The organism is Campylobacter sp. IFREMER_LSEM_CL1890 (genome assembly GCF_025772045.1).
Lineage (GTDB): Bacteria > Campylobacterota > Campylobacteria > Campylobacterales > Campylobacteraceae > Campylobacter_D > Campylobacter_D lari_D.
Genome location: NZ_JAKMRK010000012.1, coordinates 1 through 24,012 on the forward strand (window position 1 = coordinate 1; position 24,012 = coordinate 24,012).

Annotated in this window: 21 protein-coding genes; 5 read left to right on the forward strand and 16 right to left on the reverse strand. The window is 28.9% G+C overall.

The window, feature by feature from the left end:
- Positions 1-109 precede the first annotated feature (109 nt).
- The 6 genes from L8W57_RS06580 to L8W57_RS06605 all read right to left on the reverse strand — a co-directional run bounded on the left by L8W57_RS06580 (position 110) and on the right by L8W57_RS06605 (position 8,439).
- Positions 110-2,218 carry a polyribonucleotide nucleotidyltransferase gene (locus tag L8W57_RS06580; protein WP_263662239.1) on the reverse strand — a complete coding sequence of 703 codons (2,109 nt, stop codon included), beginning with the start codon at positions 2,216-2,218 and terminating at the stop codon, positions 110-112.
- 135 nt (positions 2,219-2,353) lie between these two features.
- Positions 2,354-3,013 carry a phosphoribosyltransferase gene (locus L8W57_RS06585; protein WP_133319883.1) on the reverse strand — a complete coding sequence of 220 codons (660 nt, stop codon included), beginning with the start codon at positions 3,011-3,013 and terminating at the stop codon, positions 2,354-2,356.
- Positions 3,010-5,046, reverse strand: a complete 2,037-nt coding sequence (locus L8W57_RS06590) for an LPS-assembly protein LptD (RefSeq protein ID WP_243705661.1) — start codon at positions 5,044-5,046, stop codon at positions 3,010-3,012. Before L8W57_RS06590 ends, L8W57_RS06585 begins: the two co-directional genes overlap by 4 nt.
- Positions 5,036-5,494 carry an RDD family protein gene (locus tag L8W57_RS06595; protein ID WP_133319881.1) on the reverse strand — a complete coding sequence of 153 codons (459 nt, stop codon included), beginning with the start codon at positions 5,492-5,494 and terminating at the stop codon, positions 5,036-5,038. Before L8W57_RS06595 ends, L8W57_RS06590 begins: the two co-directional genes overlap by 11 nt.
- On the reverse strand, positions 5,491-6,741 hold the full coding sequence (gene purD, locus L8W57_RS06600; RefSeq protein WP_133319880.1) for a phosphoribosylamine--glycine ligase: 1,251 nt from the start codon (positions 6,739-6,741) through the stop codon (positions 5,491-5,493). Before purD ends, L8W57_RS06595 begins: the two co-directional genes overlap by 4 nt.
- A gap of 258 nt (positions 6,742-6,999) precedes the next feature.
- A complete protein-coding gene (locus L8W57_RS06605) occupies positions 7,000-8,439 on the reverse strand; it encodes a hypothetical protein (protein WP_263662240.1) in 1,440 nt (479 codons plus the stop codon).
- A gap of 112 nt (positions 8,440-8,551) precedes the next feature.
- Here L8W57_RS06605 and L8W57_RS06610 point away from each other — a divergent pair, with 112 nt between their 5' ends.
- On the forward strand, positions 8,552-9,103 hold the full coding sequence (locus L8W57_RS06610) for a class I SAM-dependent methyltransferase (protein WP_133319878.1): 552 nt from the start codon (positions 8,552-8,554) through the stop codon (positions 9,101-9,103).
- Here the strand turns inward: L8W57_RS06610 and guaA are convergent, their stop codons facing one another.
- Both guaA and nhaD read right to left on the reverse strand, forming a co-directional pair.
- Entirely contained in the window at positions 9,104-10,639 is a 1,536-nt protein-coding gene (guaA, locus tag L8W57_RS06615; RefSeq protein ID WP_133319877.1) for a glutamine-hydrolyzing GMP synthase, read from the reverse strand.
- A 9-nt stretch (positions 10,640-10,648) separates the two neighbouring features.
- Positions 10,649-12,007: a sodium:proton antiporter NhaD gene (gene nhaD / locus L8W57_RS06620; protein WP_133319876.1), complete on the reverse strand. Its 1,359-nt coding sequence runs from the start codon at positions 12,005-12,007 to the stop codon at positions 10,649-10,651.
- 134 nt (positions 12,008-12,141) lie between these two features.
- On the opposite strand from nhaD, the gene L8W57_RS06625 reads away from it, so the two are divergent.
- From L8W57_RS06625 to L8W57_RS06635, 3 genes are read left to right on the forward strand one after another with little or no spacing between them, the layout of a single operon-like run.
- Positions 12,142-12,615: a hypothetical protein gene (locus L8W57_RS06625; protein WP_263662241.1), complete on the forward strand. Its 474-nt coding sequence runs from the start codon at positions 12,142-12,144 to the stop codon at positions 12,613-12,615.
- Positions 12,608-14,401 (forward strand): excinuclease ABC subunit UvrC, encoded by a 1,794-nt coding sequence (gene uvrC / locus L8W57_RS06630; protein ID WP_133319873.1) that lies wholly within the window; start codon positions 12,608-12,610, stop codon positions 14,399-14,401. Before L8W57_RS06625 ends, uvrC begins: the two co-directional genes overlap by 8 nt.
- Complete coding sequence (locus tag L8W57_RS06635) at positions 14,398-15,426, forward strand: hypothetical protein (RefSeq protein WP_133319872.1); 1,029 nt, start codon at positions 14,398-14,400, stop codon at positions 15,424-15,426. The genes uvrC and L8W57_RS06635 overlap by 4 nt, the downstream gene beginning before the upstream one ends.
- Here L8W57_RS06635 and recR read toward each other — a convergent pair.
- Genes recR through L8W57_RS06650 form a run of 3 tightly spaced genes read right to left on the reverse strand, consistent with a single transcriptional unit; the run spans position 15,413 to position 17,887 of the window.
- A complete protein-coding gene (recR, locus tag L8W57_RS06640; protein WP_133319871.1) occupies positions 15,413-15,985 on the reverse strand; it encodes a recombination mediator RecR in 573 nt (190 codons plus the stop codon). The genes L8W57_RS06635 and recR overlap by 14 nt on opposite strands.
- 1 nt (position 15,986) lies before the next feature.
- The gene (locus L8W57_RS06645) at positions 15,987-17,219 is read right to left on the reverse strand and encodes an ArsS family sensor histidine kinase (RefSeq protein ID WP_133319870.1); all 1,233 of its coding nucleotides are present in this window, start codon (positions 17,217-17,219) and stop codon (positions 15,987-15,989) included.
- The gene (locus tag L8W57_RS06650) at positions 17,216-17,887 is read right to left on the reverse strand and encodes a response regulator transcription factor (protein WP_066006696.1); all 672 of its coding nucleotides are present in this window, start codon (positions 17,885-17,887) and stop codon (positions 17,216-17,218) included. The genes L8W57_RS06645 and L8W57_RS06650 overlap by 4 nt, the downstream gene beginning before the upstream one ends.
- A gap of 115 nt (positions 17,888-18,002) precedes the next feature.
- Between L8W57_RS06650 and dnaJ the strand changes: the two genes are divergently transcribed.
- Entirely contained in the window at positions 18,003-19,124 is a 1,122-nt protein-coding gene (gene dnaJ / locus L8W57_RS06655) for a molecular chaperone DnaJ (protein ID WP_133319869.1), read from the forward strand.
- On the opposite strand, the gene L8W57_RS06660 is transcribed toward dnaJ, so the two are convergent.
- Genes L8W57_RS06660 through lysS form a run of 5 tightly spaced genes read right to left on the reverse strand, consistent with a single transcriptional unit; the run spans position 19,121 to position 24,011 of the window.
- The gene (locus L8W57_RS06660; RefSeq protein ID WP_133319868.1) at positions 19,121-19,903 is read right to left on the reverse strand and encodes a shikimate dehydrogenase; all 783 of its coding nucleotides are present in this window, start codon (positions 19,901-19,903) and stop codon (positions 19,121-19,123) included. The two genes, dnaJ and L8W57_RS06660, sit on opposite strands and share 4 nt — an antisense overlap.
- Complete coding sequence (locus L8W57_RS06665; RefSeq protein ID WP_133319867.1) at positions 19,900-20,706, reverse strand: SPOR domain-containing protein; 807 nt, start codon at positions 20,704-20,706, stop codon at positions 19,900-19,902. The genes L8W57_RS06660 and L8W57_RS06665 overlap by 4 nt, the downstream gene beginning before the upstream one ends.
- Before the next feature lie 18 nt (positions 20,707-20,724).
- Positions 20,725-21,270: a DUF1882 domain-containing protein gene (locus L8W57_RS06670; protein WP_133319866.1), complete on the reverse strand. Its 546-nt coding sequence runs from the start codon at positions 21,268-21,270 to the stop codon at positions 20,725-20,727.
- Positions 21,267-22,508: a serine hydroxymethyltransferase gene (locus tag L8W57_RS06675; protein WP_263662243.1), complete on the reverse strand. Its 1,242-nt coding sequence runs from the start codon at positions 22,506-22,508 to the stop codon at positions 21,267-21,269. The genes L8W57_RS06670 and L8W57_RS06675 overlap by 4 nt, the downstream gene beginning before the upstream one ends.
- Positions 22,509-24,011 (reverse strand): lysine--tRNA ligase, encoded by a 1,503-nt coding sequence (lysS, locus tag L8W57_RS06680; RefSeq protein WP_133319864.1) that lies wholly within the window; start codon positions 24,009-24,011, stop codon positions 22,509-22,511.
- Position 24,012: the final 1 nt, after the last annotated feature.

Sequence of the window (24,012 nt, forward strand, 5' to 3'; positions counted from 1 at the left end):
TGAGCTAACGAGACAATCAAAAAATGAAATTATGCCAAAAGAATATTTTTTTGTCAAGATCTAAAATAAAAATTTAAGCATATTCTTAAATATGCTTAAATTTAAACAATTAAGCTAAGTCCAACGACACTTTTCCATTTTTAATTTCTGCCACCTTAACCTTAACCTCGTTACCAATTTCTAGCTTTTCCTTGAATTTAGAATTATGCAATAAACCATCTACGCCATCTCTAAGTTCTACAAAAACTCCAAATTCTACAACTTTTTGAACTTTTCCTATAAATTCTTCTCCGATATCAAATTTAGGCACTTCTTTTCTATCGCGCTTTTTATTAGAACCTTTAGAATGAACTAAATTTAATATATATTCTTTGCTTTGAGAAATAAAATCATGATTAATTCCTGCTATTTTAACCTCACCTTTATCTCTATCTAGGTCAATATTAACTTCAAATTTTTCTATAATCTCTTTTATAGTTTTACCACCTTGGCCAATAATATCAGGGATTTTACTTGGATCTACATTAAAAATTTCAATCTTTGGTAAAATTGTTTCATTAACAACTATGTTTTGATTAGCCTCTTCCATTAATTGTAAAATGTGTTCCCTAGCTTCTTTTGCTTGATATAAAGCCTCTTTTAAAACTTGTTGCTCTATACCGCCAAGTTTTATATCCATCTGCAAAGCAGTGATTCCCTCGTAACTCCCTGCTACTTTAAAATCCATATCTCCATCATGATCCTCAAGACCCATAATATCTGTTAAAATAGCATATTTTTCATCTTCAAAAACAAGTCCCATTGCCACACCTGCCACTAGTTTTTCACTTTTTACCCCTGCGGCTCTTAAAGCCAAAGCACCACCACAAACAGTAGCCATGGAACTAGAACCGTTGCTTTCTAAAATTTCAGACACTAAACGAATAGTATGAATATAATCCGTATCAATACTAGGATGTAAAGCTCTTTTTGCTAAATTTCCATGCCCTAACTCTCTTCTACCTGGAGCTTTTATAGGAGTAGCCTCACCTACAGAAAAACCTGGAAAATTATAATTTACCATAAATTTTTCGCATATTGGATTTTTCTCTGTTAACAAATCTGACATTTGTGCATCATTATCACTTCCCAAGGTAGCTATAACTAAAGCTTGAGTTTGTCCTCTAGTAAAAAGACACGATCCATGTGCATTTGGCAGAATATTTGTCTCTATATCTATCTTTCTAACATCTTTCAAACCTCTACCATCTGCCCTTTTATTTTCATTAAGAATTTGACTTCTAACAAGCTCTCTTTTGCACAAATATAAAGCTTTCTCAATATCTTCAATTTTCCATTCATTTTCAATAGCACTAGCTTCATTTTCAATCTCTTTTGCTATTTGTGAGATTTCACTTGCTCTTTCACTTTTCGCCATTTGGTTAATTGCAATTTTAAGCTTTGAGATATAAGAATTTTTAATAAAATCAACAATTTTACCACCATCTGTTTCTATTTTAAATTCAAGTTTGGAATTTTTTCTATAAGCAGCAAAAACTCTTTCATATTCATTAGAGCCACGCAAAATCGCATTGCCTGCAAATTCTAAAGCCTTTAAAACATCATCCTCATTAAGCTCATTCATACAATGTTGATCATTTTGTTTATTTGCTAAAGCTCTCATTTCTATCATTAAAAGCTCATCTTTAACACCCGCCACATAAAGGTCTAGGGTGCTATTTTTTAATTCACTATTGCTTGGATTTAAAACAAATTCATTATTCATACGACCTATTCTTACACCACAAACTGGCGCTTTTATAGGAATATCACTTAAATATAAAGCAATGCTTGCGGCATTTAAACTCATCACTTGCAGATCTACTTCAGGATCAGCAGAAAGAACCATTACTACAATTTGAGTTGGATAAGCATAGCCTTTTGGGAAAAGAGGTCTTAAACTTCTATCTATAATCCTTGCACTTAAAGTTTCATTATCACCTGGTTTAGTTTCTCTTTTTACATAACCACCTGGAATTCTTCCTGCCGCATAAGCTTTTTCTATATATTGTACCGTAAGAGGTAAAAAATCCTCTTCTACCATTTTTTCTTCTCTAGCAACAGTTGCCAAAACTACAGCATTTTTTTCTTGCATTAAAACTGCACCCGCTGCTTGTTTTGCAACCTTATTAGTCTCAAATATTTCAAGATGATTATTAATATTTATTTCATGTCGCATGATTTTTCCTTTAATATTTTCATCATAGGCAAAAACCAAATAAGCTTTTTAAATTTTAAAAATTAAAACTTAAAAAGCCTGTTTTTGTTTTGCCTATAAATTTATATCTAAACAACCTATTGTTTAGATATAAATTTATCTCTTTAATGGAAGATAATATTTACTTTCTTCTAAAATATCTAAAATTTCATGAGCTTGCAAAATCGTTTTATTTTTAAAATAAAACTCAATATTCACAAAATGATCAATTTTTTGCACACAATAAACCTCATCTACAAAAACACCGATATATTCATATACATCACTTGGCATTAAAGCAGTAGCATAAACAATACTATTTACTTCTTCTTTTAACAAACTTTTAATACATGAAGAAGCAGTAATTCCACTTTCGCAACCTTCATGCAATATTAAAATATTTCTCCCTTTTAAATCTTTTAAAAGATTTCCTTTTCTATAACGATACACATTTTTTAAAATTTTTTCTTCGTAGGTTCTATTGGCTTCACCATAAATATAATCTAAACTTATATCAAAAGCTTTAACTAAAGCCTCATTATAAACCAACTCCTTTGTTTCACTAATCATAGCTATTTGACATTCATCATTATTAGGAGCTTTAATTTGTTCTGTAAATAAAAAATCATATGGAATTTCTAATTTTTGTGCTAGTGCATCAACAAAAACTATCGATTTTAAAGAAGGTGTAATAATAATATAATCTTTTAGTTTGTTTAATGGCAATATATCATATAATTTCTCAAGTGCATCTTTTTCATCTTCAAAAAATATCATATCGACCTTTCATTTTCCTCTAAAGAAAAATCATAAGATACCCCGCCTAATGGATAAAAATTAAACATAAAATATACACCACTTTGATCTTTAGCACTAATACCACCACTTGTAAGTTTAGGTGAAATATCTTTGCGATACATCAAAGAATAATTCCAACATTTTCTTTGATAAGTATAACCTATTTCCCATTTTTCAGGTTCTTTGTTCAAATCAAACCACAATCCACCAAAAATTTGATAATTAGTATTTATATCATATTGGGCTTTAGTCCCTATAAAATTATATTTTTCATTTTCATACATTCTATAAGCATGGTTTAAACTAATCTTCCATTCACCATAATCAAACAAAGCTTCACTAAAAACCTTATCAAAACGATTATCAGCTCCAGAATATTCAGCTTCATTTCTTAAACTTATATAATCATTGTAAAAATATTCTACAACATTATCAAAAGCACCAAAGCTACCTTCTTTAGTAAAGTATTTAACCTTCAAGTTATGATATAATTTTTTTTTGCCTAAAGTATTATAAAAATACTGATACATTGAAAAATTAAGTTGCTCAGGATCATTTTTTAACTCTACAAAATCTTCAGTGATTTCACCCGATTTAGCTCCAGGTAGAAAATAATTAACCCCTAAATATAGAGTATGATAAAAATTTTCATATGGCTTTGAAAGATCTGTATATAAAGAAAAATTATGAGAATTTCTAAATAAATGTTCTTGGTTTTTAACATCTGTGTTAGAATAATCTACAAAATTTGCATATATCCTTTCTGTGAAAGCAAAATTTAAAAAATCATCAAAAAAACTCGTATGATAAATTAAAGGTAAATCAAAATCTAAAGTTTTAGCATAAATACCCGTATGTCTATAATACCTATGAAAAGAAGCATCCAAGCTATATTGTATATAATTATCAAAAAATCCATTTAAATATCTATGATATTGAAAAGATGGATATTCTTGTAAAGTATCTTTATTGCTAATTTTAGAAGTGTCTATATAATACTTTGCATAAGCACCATAATAATTATCATCATCTGATAAAAAATAATTTATTTTAGAAGTAACTAAAGAAGCTTCGGTTTTTGCGCTAGAACTTAAATTCATATAATCAACATCATTTAAATAAGTAGCATCAACCCATAAACCCTCTTGAAATTCTTCACCTAAAAGACTTTTAAATAAAGATTCATTTGAATATTTAACCTCTAAACCATAGTGTTCTTTATTTTTTAAATTTTCTTCTCTTTTATAACTTGATTTTTCGCCAAAAATACCACCGCTAATTTCACCTTGAGAATAAGGGGTATCAATAAATCTTAAAGTTGAGTATAAGCCATAACCTCTTTTTGTTCTAATCTGAGGTTCAAATTGAATGTCCGCATTATCATCAATAACATAATAAATTGGCTGATTATAATATAGCCCTTCACTTTGTTTTAAAACTACTTGGGGAATTAACAATCCGCTTTTTCTTTTAGTATCTACACTAAAACCAAAATAAGGTAAATACATCACCGGAACATTTTTTACATATAATCTTGCATTATAAAGATGTAAAAAATTACTCTCTTTGTTTAATTTGCCTTCATCAAAACGAATTTCCCAATCAGGATTTTCAACATTACAACTAGATACAACAGACTTTTTACTCATTACAAATTTGTCATCAATTTTAGCTTGATGACATTGTAGCCAAACCTCCAAATCATTATTTGAAAAAAATAAATTTTTAAAAGCTGTAGTGTTATCTTTTAAGTTAATCTTCGTATAAGTAGAATTAGTTCTTTCTTTTTGCCCCCTTAAGATATTAACATCTCCAAAAAGCTCCAAATCTTTTGTTGTTTCATTAAATTTAGCCTCGCTTGCAGTTATCAAATAAAAATCAGATACCACAACTACATTATTTTTTGCCTCTATAATATCATTTTTTTTAACAACATCCAAAGCATAGATATCTACTTTAGAAGCATATAAACTTCCTATGCAAGCCAAAGAAAGTAATATTTTACGCAAGATCTATCACCACTGTTTTGGCCGCATAATCATGCCAAGTTTTTAAAACGATATTGCTTAAAGCCCAAGCAAAACCCAAACCATACAACATATCACTAATTTGCCTCACACCTGCTCTTAAAGCACTTTGAATGAAATTTGGTTTATCTAATAAGTTTTGATCAATAACCATAATCTTCAAAAGCATTTTTCCTAAAGTTGCACCATATAAATATGTAAATAGACTATGATATGTAAATTGCAAAATTAAAGTTCCACCAGCAAAACGTATTAAAAGATTGTGAATTTCATCATAAGTTTGCATAGAACTAATCTTATCAAATAAAATAATACTCACAATAGCTAAAATCACAAAACTATCAACAATATAAGCTAAAAATCTTTTTTTAAAACTTGCTATTTTTAGCTCTTCTTTTTCTAGTTTGTCAAATAATTCTTGATTTGCACTCATTTAAGAACCTGAAAAGCAATATCTTTTCTATGTTGTTTTCCTTTAAAATGAACATTATCACAAAGCATATAAGCGTTTTTTTGCGCTTCTTCAATACTTTTTCCAATTCCTACACAAACTAATACACGACCACCGCTAGCATATAGTTTGTTATTTTCTAAAACTACTCCAGCATAAGAAATATGAGAATTTTGCGGAATTTCTCCTATATCAATTAATGCTTTTGGAGAATCTTTATAAGGATAGTTTTTACTTGCACAAACCACACCTACTGCAAATTCATCTTTGATTTTTATACGAGTATTTGCAAGATTTTTATTCACACATGCTAAAAATAAATCCAAAGGATTTTCTATCAAAGGCATCAAAACTTCGCACTCAGGATCACCAAAACGCACATTGTATTCTAAAACATAAGGTTTATTATTTACAACCATCAAACCTATAAACAACACTCCAACAAATTCAGCACCCTCTTCTTTCATACCTTTAAGAGTTGGTACTACTATATCTTTTTTTACTTGCTCTAATAAATTTTCACTTGCTAAAATACTTGGAGCATATGCACCCATTCCTCCTGTGTTTGGTCCCTTATCATTATCTAGTAATCTTTTATGATCTTGTGCAGCAGGTAACAATATAAAATCATCTCCATCGCAAACTGCAAATACACTTAATTCAAATCCGTTGAGATATTCTTCTATAACAACAATCTTACCAGCTTCACCAAAACTCTCTCCGCTAAGCATATTTTTAGTAGCCTCTAAAGCTTCTTCATGGCTTTGAGCAATAATCACACCTTTGCCCGCACACAAACCATCTGCTTTTACCACTATAGGAGGAGTTAAACTCATAATAAATTTCTTAGCTTTCTCATAATCTGTTGTATTTAAAAATTTAGCTGTTTTAATTTTATATTTTTTTAAAAAACTCTTCATATAAGATTTTGAAGCTTCAAGCATAGCAGCAGCTTTAGTAGGACCAAAAATAGCAATATTATTTTCTTTAAAAAGATCTACTATACCCTCTGCTAGAAAATTTTCACTTCCAACTATACAAAGATCAATCTCAGATGCCTTTGCATAAGCTGTAATAACCTTAGGATCTTTCATATTAAGATTTGTTCCTATTTTAGCGGTAGCACCATTTCCTGGTGCAAAATAAAATTCCAAATTATTATTTGTTTTTTGAAGAGCCAAAGCGATAGAATATTCCCTAGCACCGCTTCCTAATATTAAAATTTTCATTATTTTCCTTAAAATATCAAAACCCAAATGGCCGGAGTATAAGTGTCTGACCCTCAAAAAGTCAAAGTATGCCATTAGGTGATTTTTAAAGGCTGCAGCTTCTCGCTTTTTTCAAAACTCAAACGAAGTCACAGAACACGGTAAATCACACATCACAGCTTATAATTAATGTGTTGGATCCTCTTTAATACCATATCGAACCATTTAGGCATTCTAATTATAACTAAGAAAACTTAAAAATAGGGTTTAAAAGGATTTTTATAAAATTTTGAATTTAGTTTTAGAGTCCTTTTTTAAAAAATACTTTCCTTCTAAAATAACATCAGCAACAGATGCCCAAATAGTTTTTTCATCTACATAAACTATATCAAATTCAGTATTTTTCATCAATCCTTGATAATTTACTTTTTTAGGTGCATGCTTAACAACATAATAAGGATTCATTGCAAAAATTTGGATTTTCATATTAACATATAAATCAGGATTGGAAGTAACTATTAAAAAACTTTTTTCACATTCTTTTCTTACTTTTTTAACATAAGAAAGCAATAATTGATCATTTGGATTTAGTGCATGTTTATTTAATCTATTTAAATAAAGTTCAGCAAAAGAAAGAGTGCAGAAAGAAATTTCGCTTGCAGTTTTAAAATAAGAATTTTTTATACTTGTTGATTTTAAAGATTTTTTCCAAATTTCTATATCTAATTTTGTAGCACATATATTTAAACCTTGTTTAATTTTCTCAAAAAGTTTCTCTCTAGCCATATTAAAACTATTATTAAAAATAGTAAGATTTTTTTCATAGAAAGACTTTCTCATTGCCTCTAATTTTTCAATGCTTTTTGTAAAATAATCTACTTCATTTTTTATTTCAACAAGCTTTTGTTTTTTACTTTGTATCATTTCTTCAAATTCTTGTCGTTTTTTGCCACTTTCTGTTTCTATTCTCGCTTGTTTTGATTTAATATCTGTAATCAAAGTACTCATTTGGCGATCAAGTGCTAATTTTCTATTTTTCCTATTGTCGATCGAAGCAAGAAGGGCTTGATAATGACATTGATGAGACAAAAAGACCTCATCATACAAACGCTCCATGTTGATATGTTTTTGTTTATCTTTCATATCTTTATAAGCCATTTCAAGATGTACTATAATATTTTTCATAGCAGAAAAGTCAGCTTGGTTAATGGTATTATCTGAAAAAAGCAAAGTATCCAAAGCCTTATGTAAAAAACGCTTCATAGCAAAAAAATCTATAATATATGGCACCTCATCTGTATTAATATCTTTCACAGCATTGATTGATAGTGTTTCATTATAAAAATACCTTTGAATAGCTTGTGGGATAGTCAAATTTAGAGTAATCTTATCAAGATTATCATAATCAGTTTCTCTATAAAGCTCTTGAACATAAGCATCACGCCTTGTTAGTCTTAAATCCTCCAATTCATCATCACTATCTGTTTTCCAAAAATCTCTTTCTTTGATAAAATCATTATCTCCAAATTCTTGAAATTTAGAAGGTCTTAAATCTGTAATATGCTTTCCATCGGATCTAAACTCAACAAACATACCAACCATTGGCATGCTTCTTTTATCGTGCCAAGCATGTTTATTAAATTCAAAAAATGTTTTTGCAAGATTAATTACTGTTCCTCTTCCAGTACCATCCACATAAACCATTATTTTTCCATGCATATCCAAATCCTTGATCTAAAGAAAAATTAAATTCTTATTTTAACTTTGTTTTCATAAATTTACAATAATATTTTAAAATTTATTAAAAATAACTATCTTAGGTATTTAATCTATGTTTTTATATCAATACTTTAAAAATCCAAAGCAAACAGGAGCATTTTGTGCAAGCTCAAAAAAACTAAGCAAACTCATAACCTCTCATGTCCAACATGCAAAAAATATTATTGAAATAGGACCTGGAACAGGAAGTTTTACCAAATATATCCTTAAGCAAAAAAATCATGATGCAAGATTTTTTGCAGTTGAAATTAATCCACATATGGCAAAAAAACTACAACAAAATATAAAAAATATAGATTTAGAAATTAGATCAGCGGAATTTCTACCTGATATGTTAGAAAAAAGAGCAATCAACAACGCAGACTTAATTATTTCTGGAATTCCTTGGGCTTTATTAAATTCCAAAGAACAAGATTTATTATTAAAATCCATTCATGAAGTTTTAGAGGAAAATGGTTGCTTTGCAACATTTGCATATATACTGCCCACGCCAAAAGGAAGAGCTTTTAAGAAAAAACTTTTTACTACTTTTAGCAAGGTAGAAATTTCACCTATCATTTGGCAAAATCTCCCTCCTGCTTTTGTTTATTTTTGCACTAAATAACTATTCCCATTCAATAGTCGCTGGCGGCTTACTAGAAATATCATACACCACACGATTAATTCCTTCTACTTCATTAATAATACGGCGTGAAATATTTTCTAGTAACTCATAAGGTAAATGAGAAAAAGTAGCTGTCATACCATCACTTGCATTCACCACACGCACACAAACTGCATTATCATAAGTCCTATTATCTCCCATTACGCCAACACTTTGCACATTTAAAAGCACGCAAAAAGCCTGCCATGTTTTATCATACCAACCACTGCTTTTTAATTCTTCAATCAAAATCACATCAGCTTTTCTCAAAAGCTCCAAACTAGGCTCATTTACTTCACCCATAATGCGTATAGCAAGCCCTGGTCCCGGAAAAGGATGACGATAAACTACATCTTTACTCAAGCCAAGTTCTATTCCTAAAGCTCTTACCTCATCTTTAAAAATTTCTTTTAGAGGTTCAATAAGTTTTAAATTCATCTTTTCAGGTAACCCACCCACATTATGATGAGATTTTATGGTTTTACTAGCCCCTACAACCGAACTTTCAATAATATCAGTATATAAAGTTCCTTGTGCTAAATATTTTACATCTTTATGTTTTTTAGCTTCTTCTTCAAAAACTTCTATAAAGGTATTTCCTATAATTTTTCTCTTTTGTTCAGGATCCCTAACACCTGCTAAGCGACTTAAAAAAATCTCCCTAGCATCAATACTAATTAGATCAATACCTAAAGTATGTCTAAACATATATTCAACTTGCTCTTTTTCACCGCTTCTTAAAAGACCATTATCAACAAATACTACTACCACTTGATCTTTTATCGCACTTGCTAGTAATGCAGCCACTACACTGCTATCAACCCCACCACTAACAGCACATAATACCTTATCATTACCCACTTCTTCTTTAATTTTTTGCGCTTGAGTTTTTGCAAAAGATCCCATATTCCATATACTATCACAATTACATGCATACTTAGCGAAATTTTTTAAGATGCTTTTTCCAAACTCACTATGTTGAACTTCGGGGTGAAATTGTAAAGCAAAAAATTTACGCTTTTCATCTCCAAATACACAAAAAGGACTATTTTCGCTTATTGCTAAAACCTCAAAACCTTGTGGTAAATTTTCTACCTTATCAGAATGACTCATCCATACCGTTTGTTTTTTAGGTAAATTTTTAAACAAGTCACTATCATTTTGAATATCTATAGTTGCTTTGCCATATTCTTTATGACCTGCTGGAGCTACATTTGCACCAAAATGATATGCCATAAGTTGCATACCATAACAAATTCCTAAAACTGGTATATTTAAATCAAAAACACCTTTATCACAAAAATAAGCATCATTTGCATATACACTAGCCGGTCCACCGCTTAAAATAATACCCTTAGGCTCTTTAATTTTAATTTCATCTAAACTTACATTAAAAGGTAAAATTTCTGCATATACGCCCTGCTCTCTTAATCTTCTTGCAATGAGCTGTGTATATTGCGAACCAAAGTCCAAAACCAAAATATCTGCTTTTTTCATCTAACTCCTTTATAAATTTAACAATTGAAATTGTACATACCAAACTATAATAGATACTATATATCCAACTAAAATCGTCCATGCATATTTTAAATGAGAATTAAAAGTATAAATTCCCTTCATTTTTCCCATTACCCCCACACCAGCTGCTGAGCCAAAGCTTATTAATGATCCTCCAATTCCTGCTGTAAGAGTTACTAAAAGCCATTGAGTATCATCCATACTTGGATTAGCTTTTAATACCGCACTCATAACCGGAACATTATCTACAATAGCAGATAAAAATCCTACGCCTATATTAATACTAGTAGCTCCAAATTTTGTATAAAGATCGGAAGCATAAGTAAGCCATCCAACAAAATGTAAAGCGCCCACAGCAGATAAAATTCCAAAGAAAAATAATAAAGTATCCATTTCAATACGCGTCATATAATGAAAAATATTCAAATCTTTTTTACCTTGTTTTTTATTGAAAAAATACATATATAAGCTGAGCAAAGAAAGACCAAAAATCATACCCCACATTGCAGGTAAATCGCAAATACTATGGATAAAAACTGCTAAAGCGATAGTTAAAAAACCAAGCACAATAAATACTTTACCACCCGGCTTAATTTCAACTTTTTCTAGATTATCTTTATGAAATTTTGGCTCAATATCAGGCACATAACGCGATAGCAAATAAGCCGTAAGAAACCATCCAATAAAAGAAGCAGGAAAAAGAGCAAAAAATTCAAAAAAGGTAGCTTTTTTTGCCGTCCAAACCATCAAAGTAGTAATATCACCAAATGGCGACCAAGCTCCGCCAGCATTAGCTGCTACTACAATATTTATAGCGCCTGGGATTAAAAATTCTTTATTATGTTTATCTATAGTTAAAAGCACAGTAGATAAAATCAAAGCCGTTGTAAGATTATCTGCAATCGGAGAGATAAAAAAAGCCAAAATTCCTGTTAGCCAAAATAATTTTCTATAAGTATAACCCTTGCTTACAAGTTTGTATTTTAAAGTTTCAAAAACCGATCTTTCTATTAATGCTTCTATAAAAGTCATTGCTGCTATTAAGAAAAACACAATTTGTGCGATTTCCAAGATAAGATGATTAACACTTTCTTCAAGTATTTGCGTGTCTAAATCATTTACTACCATATATATACCAATGACAATAAAAGAAAATGTTCCTATAAATAAAGCAGGTTTAGTTTTATTGATATGATATTTTTCTTCCGCTGCTATAAAATAATACCCCAATACAAAAATTATTAAAACACTTACACCTAAAACACTAAAAGCTAAATTTAATTCATGATTTTGATTTGCTAGTAAAAAACTAGCACCAAAACAAAGTAAAAAAAACATCCTGTTCATATTTCACTCTCCAAAGATTGAAATTTTTTTATTTCCTTTACACTGCCATTATTATCTTTTATCTCATAAAATGGAGCAGCTTTATAACCACATGCACTTAAAAATATTAATAAAAAAAATGTTACAATAATTAAATGGAAGTTGAAAATAAAATTAAAACAAGTCGTGATGTTATTGATATATTTGCTAATTCTAAAAAATATAAACATTATAGACCTTTAAAAGCACTTTTGCAATATAAAGAGTTTTTAAAACTGTTTAACCATAATCACCAACAAATGATTACTAAACTCTTTATAAAAAATAATACTTTGATTATTTTAGTTAAACACCACATTGCATATATGGAGCTTAATCACGATAATACCAAAAAAATAATTAAAAGTCTCATAAAAAACTATATTTTAGCTAAGCCAATGAGTAATTTTACAAAAGTGGAAAATATAAAAATACTTAGCGACAAAAACTTTATATCCAAAAACAATACTTTTAACGCACATAAAAAAACTCATCTAGAACTTTCTAATGGAAATTTTAAAAACCATTTTGAAAATCCTATTTTATATAATAAATTTGAAGAACTACGAAAGCTTATAAAAAATGCTTGAAAATGAACTCAAAACCTTGCCTAATTTACCTGGCGTGTATCAGTATTTTGATATACAAGGTAAGCTTTTATATGTAGGTAAAGCCAAGAATTTAAAAAACCGCGTTAGAAGTTATTTTAATTTCACTCCAAATCTTTGCCCAAATCCTAGCAATAGTTTAAGAATTCAAAAGATGATTAGTCAGACCCATCATTTAGAATTTATTACCACAAAAAGCGAGGCCGATGCTTTAATACTAGAAAATTCTTTTATAAAACAATTACACCCAAAATACAATATATTATTAAGAGATGATAAAACCTACCCTTATATTTATATAGACTTAAATGAAGATTTTCCAAGATTTGAAATTACAAGAAAAATCATCAAAAAAAATAAAATAAAATACTTTGGTCCGTTTTTTAAAGGTGCAAAAGAGCTTTTAAATGCTTTATATTTATCTTTTGAGCTAAGACAAAAGAAATCTTGCAAAGAACTTTGTCTTTTTTATCAGATTAAGCGTTGCAAAGGTCCATGCGAGCAAAAAATTTCCAAACAAGAATATGAAAAAATTATCCAAAAAGCCACACAAGCTCTTTTAAATCCCTTATCTTTAACAAAAAATTTAGAAAATAAAATGCTTGAATACGCAAAGAGTGAAAACTACGAAGAAGCAGCTCTTATAAGGGATCAAATTAAAACAATTGAAGATTTAAGTGTAAAAATACAAATAGACCTTGCAAAATTAGAAGATTTTGATATTTATGCTATTTATTGCGAAGAAAACATACTCTCCATGGTGCGTTTTGTAATAAATAATGGTAAAATCATTAGTTCAAATCATAAAATACTAGCTATTAATAATCAAAACGAATTTGACTTAAATGCAATTTATAAACAATATATTCTAGAAAATTACACACAAGAATCTCCAATAAAATCAACTCATATTTATACACACAAAGATTTTGAAGACATGAAGCTACTGCAAGATCTACTCAGCGAGAGATTTTCTAAAAAATTTTACCTTAAATCGCCAAAACTTGGTGAAAAAAAAGCCCTATGCGAGCTTGCTCTAGAAAATGCAAAAATAAACATACAAAAGCATTTAAAAAATGAAAGTTATTTATTTTTAAAAGAATTAAAAGATTTTTTCAATCTGCAAAATTATCCCAATCATATAGAAATTTTTGATAATTCTCATATGCAAGGTGATACAATTGTAGGTGCTTTAGTAGCCTTCAAAGATGGGAAATTTGATAAAAGCTCTTATAGACACTATCATTTATCTTATAAAAATGATTATGATCAAATGCTTCAAATCCTTAGTAAAAGAGCTTTATCCTTTGATAAAAATCCACCGCCTGATTTATGGCTGATTGATGGTGGGAATGCCTTATTGAAACTAGCAAATGATATTATTAAAAGTTCTGGAGCAAATGTGGATATTTTAGCTATATCTAAAGAAAAAATAGATGCTAAAGCTTATAGAGCAAAAGGAAGTGCAAAAGATAAAATTTATACTCAAGAAGGAAAAATTCAACTTTCTACCGATGATAAAAAATTACAATTTTTGCAAAAATTACGCGATGAGGCACATCGCTTCGCAATTAGTTTTCACCAAAAAACAAAAAGAAAACAGGACCTACAAAGCTCTAAGTTGATACAACTTGGAATCTCTCAAGGTTATATTAAAAAATTTTTAGATTATTACGGTAGTTTTGATAAAATCAGTAAAGCCGATTTTAATGAATTAAAATCACTTTCTAATATAAAAATAGCCAAAATAATTAAGGAAAATTTATGATATTTTTTATTAGTTCTTTAACTTTGATTTTATGTTTTTTCAATTATTATTTTTTATATCCAATTGATCAAAAATTATTCTATATTTATACCTCTATTAGTATTTTAATATTTATCGCTACATGTATTTATTTAATCATAAAAAATCAAAAACTTAAAAAAGATAATATCATTATTCAAGAAATAGAAAAATTTTTAAAAATATCAAGTTCAACCTCTTTAATAGATCTAAAAGAAAAATTAAAAACATCATTTGAGCTAACGCAAAAACAATTGCAAGATCAAAAAATACAAAACAAACTTTTACAAAAAAACTTGCAATATCTTATTCAAAGTTTTAACTATATGCGATTAGAAAATTCCATTGCACTAAAACCGATTTTAAAAAAATATCAAATAAATACAAAAACAAAAAATATTATTTTTAAGAATATCCACGCATGCATTGTAAATGATGATATGATTGAAAATTTTTTATTACAATGTATTTTATTAGACATAGGCATTAGTAGTGAAATTTTTGATGATTTTCAAAAAGTAGAGAAAAAATATTCCTTTATTATTTCAAAGAAGAAAATAAAAAATATGCTAAACTACACATTTGTAGATGTCAATGTCAAAGATCTTATCAATTTTTTAAGTACAAATTTTAAAGAAGAAAGTTATCAAATAGCAAATTTATACAATGTATTGATTTTTAAATCTTCTAGTTTTGAAAATAATCTAATTTTAAATATAACCAATCAATTTTGCTCAAATAATCAAATCGTAGATAGCCTAAGTGATTTTAAGAACGCTTTAAAATTAAATTTTAGATTAATTTTGGTTGATTATGAAGTCATAAAGTTCGATATTTTACATTTTAGTCAAATACTACATGAGTATAAAATACAAAATTCACAAAATAAAATTTTACTTTTTACCAAAAATAGAGTTAAAAATTGTGATTTTGCCGATGAAATTATAAATGACATTAGCAAAAATGAATGGATAATTTTACTTAAAAAATATATCAATCAAGTTTAGTTCTATGATTAATAGCCTTATGTAAAGATATAAAATCGACATTTTCCAAACTAACACCGCTTGGAATACCTTGGGCTATTTGGGAAAAACTCAAATTTAAATCCTTTAATTTTTCCTCTATAAAAAAAACTACAGCATCTGAATTTAAGCCTTGAGTAAAAGCGAAAAAAATTTCTTTAGTATTTTTGTTTTCAATCATTACTCTTAATTTAGTAATATTTTCTTCGTTGGTATTTTCTAGTACAAAATAAAGCCCATCATAGCTTTTACTATCTTCTAAAATTAATATATCTTTAGGATCTTGCACTATACAAATAATATTATTATTTCTTTCTATATCAGAACAAACTTCACATAATTCATTTTCACTTAAAGCCCCGCATTGTATACATTTTTTAATCCCTCTAATGGATTCTTCAATACTATAAGCAAGTTTAGAACCTAGCAAAGGATCTTTTATACAAACATGATAAGCAAGTCTTAATGCGGACTTTTTACCGATAGTAGGCAATGCAGAAAATGCATTTACCAATTCATTAAATTTTTCTAAATCTTTCAAGTCATTTTAACCTTGAAAAAACAATCTTAAAAATATGATAACCATCTTCATAACTATAAGTTAAATTATAACCATGAAGATTGCAAATATTATTGATAATATAAAGCCCCAATCCCATACCTTCAACTTGAGTATTTTGTTCTCTTACAAAAGGTTTCAAATAATAATCAAAAGTTTTTTTAAGTTGAACCCCTTTATTTCTAACAATTACATAGTCCCCTGAACATATAATCTCACAAGCTTTATCGTCAGAATATTTAATAGCATTATCAATCAAATTTTTAAGCATTAAGGAAAAAAGTTCTAAATCAGCAACAATCATAGTATCTTCTTTGTAAGAAATCTTAACTTTTTGATAAAAATCATCTCTCATGAGATAATCTTCAGCCTGCTCTAAAATTAAGCTCAAATGATAAGTTTGCAAATTTAGTTGGCAATTTCTAGATAAAACTTTTTCAATTTTACCAAATTCATCAATCAATAATTCAAGTCTTTCAAAAATCGCTACTAAGCGGTCTTTTTGCTTTTGATTGTCTAGCATCTCACAAACTATCCTACCTTTTCCAATAGGTGTTTTAAGTTCATGCATAATCATTCTTAAAAAAAATTGTCTTGATTTTACTAATTCTTGTATTTTATTAATAGCATGGTCAAATTCAAAAGAAATTTCTGAAATCTCATCATTAATTTGTGAATATTCGGATAAAGGTTCTATTTTTCCAGCACTAATATTTTTAATTTTCTTTTTTAAAATTTTTAAAGGCATTAAAGATCTTAAAACAGAAAAATATAAAAATATAATCAAAATCAAACTAAAAAAGAAACTTAGTAAAAACAAATATTCTAAACGCGTAGATGCATTTAGCTCATAAAGCTGCTTTAAATTAGCTTGTTCAACATAAAAAAAAATTTGATTATGGTAAATAATAGAAGAAAAACTACCGTAAGCAGAATTAACCTTAAGCACCTTTTCACCTTTTGCAACTATATGTTTTGCACTGCGTTCATTTTCAACTATTTTAAAAGACTTAGAAAGAAGATAATCATGAATTGAAAAACCTTCTTTTCTTTCTAAATTATATATAATTTTTTCTACAATTTCTTTTTGTCTATTTTGCTCATTGGTTAAATAAGAATCAACCTGAACCTTACCCAAGAGCACAAACAAAGCACAAACAAACAAAAAAGCCGTTGCAAAAAGAACGGTAATCTTAAGATTAATAGTTACTTTCATCCTATTAATTTATATCCTATCCCTCTAACTGAAAAAATATGCTTTGGTGCCTTCGAACTATCGCCGATCTTAGTTCTAAGCCTACCAATAATTACATCTAAACTTTTAGAATCTTTATCTTTTAAGCTTTTGCAGTGATACACAAGCTGCTCTCTGCTAACTGAAAATCCATGTTGTCTTATCATATAGCTTAAAATTTCATATTCAGCAGGAGTTAAAATTAAAACCTCTTCATTGTAACTAATCTCATGTCTTTTTTCATCAATTTTAAAAGCTGAATTGATTATTTTTTCAGGAGTTTCATTTACGCGTTTTGAACGACGGATTAAACTCATAATTCTTGCATGCATTTCTTTAGGATCGTAAGGCTTTGGCAAATAATCATCCGCACCTATTTGAAGTCCTACAATTTTATCACTTAAATCGCTTCTAGCTGAAGAAATAATAATAGGAATACTATATTTTTCTCTTATTTCGCGACAAACTTCAAGACCATCAAGTCCAGGTAAAGTTAAATCAAGAATTAAACAATCATAATTTTTTATACCAGCACTCATTCCCAAATACGGATCTTCATAATTAGTAACTTTGATATTAAATTGGGCCAAATATTCTGCTAAAAACTCTGCAAAATCTGGATCATCTTCGATCATTAAAACATTAATCATCTCTACCCCTTATTAGTGAAAATATGTTACAAACTTAATATTATAACACATAATTTAACTATTCATTTATTTTTTTGCTAAAATTATAATATTAATTTTTCAAGAGAGGAAAAAAGTGGAACTTAATTATTATGAAATATTAGAAATTTCTCAAACTTCAGATAAAGAAACTATAAAAAAAGCTTATAGAAAAATGGCATTAAAATATCATCCTGATAGAAATCAAGGAGATAAAGAAGCTGAAGAAAAATTTAAACTTGTCAATGAAGCTTATGAAGTACTTAGCAATGATGAAAAGCGAAGTATATATGATAGATACGGCAAAGAAGGATTAAAAGGACAAGCCGGTGGTTTTGGTGGTTTTGGAGATGTTGATTTAGGGGATATATTTTCAAGTTTTTTTGGAGATGGATTTGGTTTTGGAAACTCAACGCGTAAAAAAGAAAGAGGAAAAAAATATCCACATGATTTAAAAATAGCGGTAAAGATTAGCTTCAAAGAGGCTGTTTTTGGCTGCAAAAAAGAAATTGATTTTACCTATAAAACATTTTGTAAAATATGCAATGGTAGTGGATCAGAAAATGGAAAAGAAGATATTTGTTCTCATTGTGGAGGAAAAGGACAAGTTGGTGTTAGACAAGGTTTTATGACTTTTGTACAAACTTGTGATCATTGTAAGGGCAGTGGGAAAATAATAAAAAATAAGTGTAAAACATGCCATGGAAATGGTTATGAAGAAATAAAAGATCATATAGAACTTGATATACCAGAAGGTATTGATAATGGTATGAGTCTTAGAGTGCAAAACAAAGCAAATGAGCTTCCAAATTCTTCTCAAAGAGGTGATTTGTATATCAAAATCGTTGTAGAAGATGATAATAAATTTATTAGACATGATGATGATATATATACCATAGTACCTGTATTTTTTACCCAAGCTGCTCTTGGAAAGACAATTAAAATTTCCACCATAAGAGGAGAAGCTGATCTTAAACTTCCAGTGGGTGCAAAAGATAAACAAAAATTTGAATTAGCTAATGAAGGTGTTAAAAATATTCACAATGGAAAACTTGGTTCGCATATTGTACAAATTGAAATAAAATTTCCAAAAACACTTACTGATGAACAAAAAAATCTACTATTGCAACTTGAAAAAAGCTTTGGCTTAGAAAATGAGGAAGCTTTTATAGAACAAGAAAGCTTGTTTGATAAAATCAAATCTTGGTTTAGTCACTAAGGAAGTTTTAAAGCCATCTCCATGGCTTTATAAATTTCTTCTGTTTTTTGACACTCTAAAAATAGCTCAAAAGCAAAAACACCTTGCCATAAAAGCATTTGCGTGCCATCTTTTATTTTTAATCCATTTTCTCGTGCCAACTTTAAAAAAGATGTTTCTCTACTATAAATAACATCAAAAGCATACTTAGTTTTTTGAAAAATATTTTTTAAAATCCTTTCTTCGCAAGGTAAACTTTCATCATGTAAACCTGCACTAGTCGTATTTATTATCAAATCAAATTGTGTATTTAAATCAAGTTGATCATATAAAAAACATGGATAATTATTTAAATTTTTAAATCTAACACTAGAGCGATTTGCTATTGCAACTTCAATATTTATAGATTTTAAAGCATAAGCTAAAGCTTTAGCGGTGCCACCAGCACCTAAAATCAAAGCATTTTTAATAGAAAAAAAATTTTCAATTGCTTTTAAAAATCCCAAATAATCTGTATTGCAAGCATAAATTTTACCATCTTTGTTTATTAAAGTATTGGCAGATCCTATTTGCTTAACACTTTCATCACAAAAATCTGCAATTTTATACGCTTCTTCTTTAAAAGGTATAGTAATATTTGCTCCATCAAATTTTTGAACAATTTCTTTTAATTTTGCTTTATTTTTTAAATGGTATCTTGTATATACTGCGTCTTTTTTAAGAACTTGTAAAGCATTATTGTGCATTCTTGGAGATTTAGAATGCACAATAGGATCACCTATAACTGTGAAAATTTTCATTTTACTCTAAAAGTAAAAGCACCTTTTGCGATTTTAGAACGCACCTTTTCTAATTCAGCCTTTAATTCACTTTCTTTATAAGGCCCAACTAAAACTTTTGTAAGTTCTTTGCCATTTACTGTTGTTTTGTAAATTTTATAATCATATCCATTTTCTTTAAGTATACTCAATTCTTTGGACTTTGGATCAAGACTACTTAAAGAAAAAACTTGGATATAAGTACCTGCTGCAAGGTGTGTTTGAGTCTGCGGTGTTTTTATGCTCTCAAACAATTCATTTGCATTGCTTTGCTCTGGAGCTTTTGGCTTTTCAACAACATTAGTTTTTGATTTTTCAGAAGGTTTTTGAATTGGTTTTTCTATAGATTTTTCTACAGGCTTAATCTCTTCTTGTTTTTCTTCCACCTTAGCTGGCTCTTCTTTTGGTTCTGTTGATGTAATTTGATCTAATACACTATTGCTTGGAATTTCCTGTTTTTCCTCTATGGTATTATTTGCATCAGCCAATGAACTTTCTTCTTTCAGTTTTCTAGCTAAAGCTTCAAATTCATCCTCTTCTTTAGTATTATCCGTAATAGGCAAAGAATTAAAATTATTTTCATAAGAAGCTTGCTCTTGCGGCTCTGATGGCATTTGTAGTGTTTTTTCCTCGCCTGGATCATTAATTAACTTCATTGCTATCATTACTACCAAAAACACAATAATTAAAATAATCGATCTGAGTAAAATTTTTTTAAGTTTTTCACTTTTATTGCTTTTTTGCAAGATAATATCATCAAACTCATTTTTGTTGTTTTCTTCCATTTTTCATCCTTTCAAAAATTACATATGTTTAGACCAAGAAGCGCCACGCTCTTTTTGATAAACCTCATAAGGTAAAGTTAAAATATTAAATTCCTTAGGTATATCCATACTAGGAAAAACTTTCCACTCTACAGGCATTTTTTGAGAAAAAAGCAAAGATAATTTTGATCCCAAAGAGCATGCTTCATTAAAAGTAGTATGTCCTTTATGAATATACAAATGCAAATGATTATTAGTTCTTGTTTTATAGGCAGTAAAATTTATAAAACCTTCTTCCCTTAAAACAAGCTGTGCTCTATGCCAAAAACGCTCTGCGTTAAAACCATTGTAATCAAATACAATATTTTCAACCTTATCAAAACTATTAATCAAAGAGTGTGCTACAATAATCTTTTTTTCCATATGTTCTTGTATAACATTAGCTGTCAAAGGAGCATTTACTTTTTCGAATTTATCAAAAAAAATTCTACCTTTATGCTCATATTTGTTAATTATAGCATTACGCTTAATATAATAATGGCTTGTAACCATTTTAATTAAAGCCAAATCCATAGTTGTAATCAAAATAAAGCCCTTTCATAAATAATAAAATTACTTGCCAAATTTTTCAGTTTAACTTTAATCTCTTCTTGTAGTTTTGTATTTTGTATTTCATCTAAAATATCAGCTATATAATTTGCAACAATAGCAATTTGCTCCTCTTTAAAACCTCTTGCTGTTAAAGCTGCTGTTCCAAGTCTTAAACCACTCGTTACAAATGGACTTCTAGTTTCCCCTGGAACCGTATTTTTATTTGCTGTAATACCTGCTCTTTCTAAAGCTAAATCTGCATCTTTACCACTAAAATCTTTATTTAAAAAGCTTAATAAAATTAAATGATTATCAGTACCACCGCTAACTAAATCATATTTTCTATCTATTAGAACTTGAGCCAAGGTAGCAGTATTTTTAATGATTTGCTTAGCATAAATTTTCCACTCATCACTTAAGTTATATTTAAATCCAACAGCTTTGGCGGCAATTACATGCATTAATGGACCACCTTGAATACCCGGAAAAATTGCAGAATTGATTTTTTTGGCAATTTCTTCATCGTTACTCATAATAATCCCGCCTCTTGGACCTCTTAAAGTTTTATGTGTTGTAGAGCTTACAACATGAGCATAGGGAAACGGGCTAGGATGCTCACCTGCTACAACCAATCCTGCAATATGCGCAACATCAGCAAATAAATATGCGCCAACCTCATCTGCTATTTCTCTAAATTTAGCAAAATCAATCACTCTAGGATAAGCACTAGCACCACAAACAATAAGTTTTGGCTTAACTTCTTTTGCTATCTCTCTAACTTTATCATAATTAATTCTCCCATCAAGCTCTACCCCATAAAAAAAACTTTCATAAACTTTTCCAGAAGAACTTACTTTAGAACCGTGAGTTAAATGTCCTCCGTGACTTAAATCCATACCCAAAATTCTATCACCAGGATTTAACAATGCCATGTATACACCTTGATTTGCTTGAGAACCTGAATTAGGCTGCACATTGGCAAAATTACAATTAAAAAGTTTTTTACATCTTTCTATAGCAATTGTCTCAATTTCATCTACAAATTCACATCCACCATAATATCTTTTACCAGGATAGCCTTCTGCATATTTATTTGTTAAAATACTCCCCATTACTTCCATTACTTCTGGTATAGTGAAATTCTCACTCGCTATCATTTCAAGACCATCACATTGTCTTGCTAACTCCTTTTGGGTTAAATCAAAAATTTCTTTATCAAAATTTTCCAACATTTACTCTCCTTTTACCTCATTTTTAAGTGGCCTCATAGCTGGGAAAAGCACTACATCACGAATTGATTTTTTATTAATTAAAAGCATGACTAGCCTATCTATTCCTATACCTTCACCTGCAGTTGGTGCCATAGCATAGCCCAATGCATTAACAAAATCTTCATCCATTTCACATGCTTCCTCATCACCTGCATTTTTAGCTTCAATTTGCTTTAAGAATCTCTCATATTGATCTAGCGGATCATTAAGCTCATTAAATCCATTAGCAATCTCTCTACCCGCGATAAACAATTCAAATCTTTCAGCAATATCCTTATCCTTATCACTTCTTCTAGACAAAGGACTTATAGAAATAGGAAAATCTATTACAAAAGTGGGATTAATCAACTTATCTTCAACATAATTATCAAAAAGTTCAGCTTGCAAATGACCTAATTCCAATTTTTCATTGGCTTCAAAACCATCTTTTTTTAATTTTTCTAAAATTAATTCTTTATTATTAATAAGCTCATCATCTAAACCGCCATATTTTTTCAAAGCATCTTTATAAGTAATTCTTTCAAATGGTTTAGAAAAATCAATTATTTTTTCATCAAATTCGAGCTTTTTACCTAAATTTAATTTATCCAAAAGCATAGCAAAAAGCTCTTCTGTTAAGTCCATTAAATCATGATAATTGTGATAAGCCCAATAAAACTCGATTGTAGTAAATTCAGGATTATGTGTTAAATCCATTCCTTCATTTCTAAAACACCTATTAATCTCATAAACTGCCTCAAAACCACCTACAATCAAACGCTTTAGGTATAATTCTGGAGCAATTCTTAAAAATCTTTCCACACCTAAAGCATTATGATAAGTCACAAAAGGCTTTGCATTTGCTCCTCCTGCAATAGGATGCATCATTGGTGTTTCAACCTCTAAAAATCCTTTATTATCAAAAAAAGATCTAATGTAAGAAACAATTTTAGAACGCAAAATAAAATCTTTTCTTACTTCACTATTCATAATCATATCAAGATATCTTTTTCTATATCTTTGCTCAATATCTGTCAGTCCATGATATTTTTCCGGTAAAGGCACTATGGCTTTTGTAGCTATTTGAATTTGCTCTACATGAAGACTAAATTCTCCTGTTTTAGTCATAAAAGGAAAACCTTTAACCAAAACAATATCTCCTGCTTCAAGATATTTTTTTAAAATAGCAAAATATTCTTCTCCTAAAATATCTTGATTAAAATAAATTTGAATATTATCTTGCTCATCTTCTATATTGGCAAATACCGATTTACCAGCTATTCTAAGAAGTTTTAATCTTCCTGCTAACACTCCATATACTTTTTCATCACGCTGATTTTGCGTATCTTTAATGTATGCAAATTTATTTTTATATTCAACTATACTCATTTCTTTTTTCAAAAAATGTGGATATGGATTAATTCCTAGCTTTTTTAATTCTTGCGCTTTTTGAATTTTTTGTTGTTCTAAAATATTATCAAACATT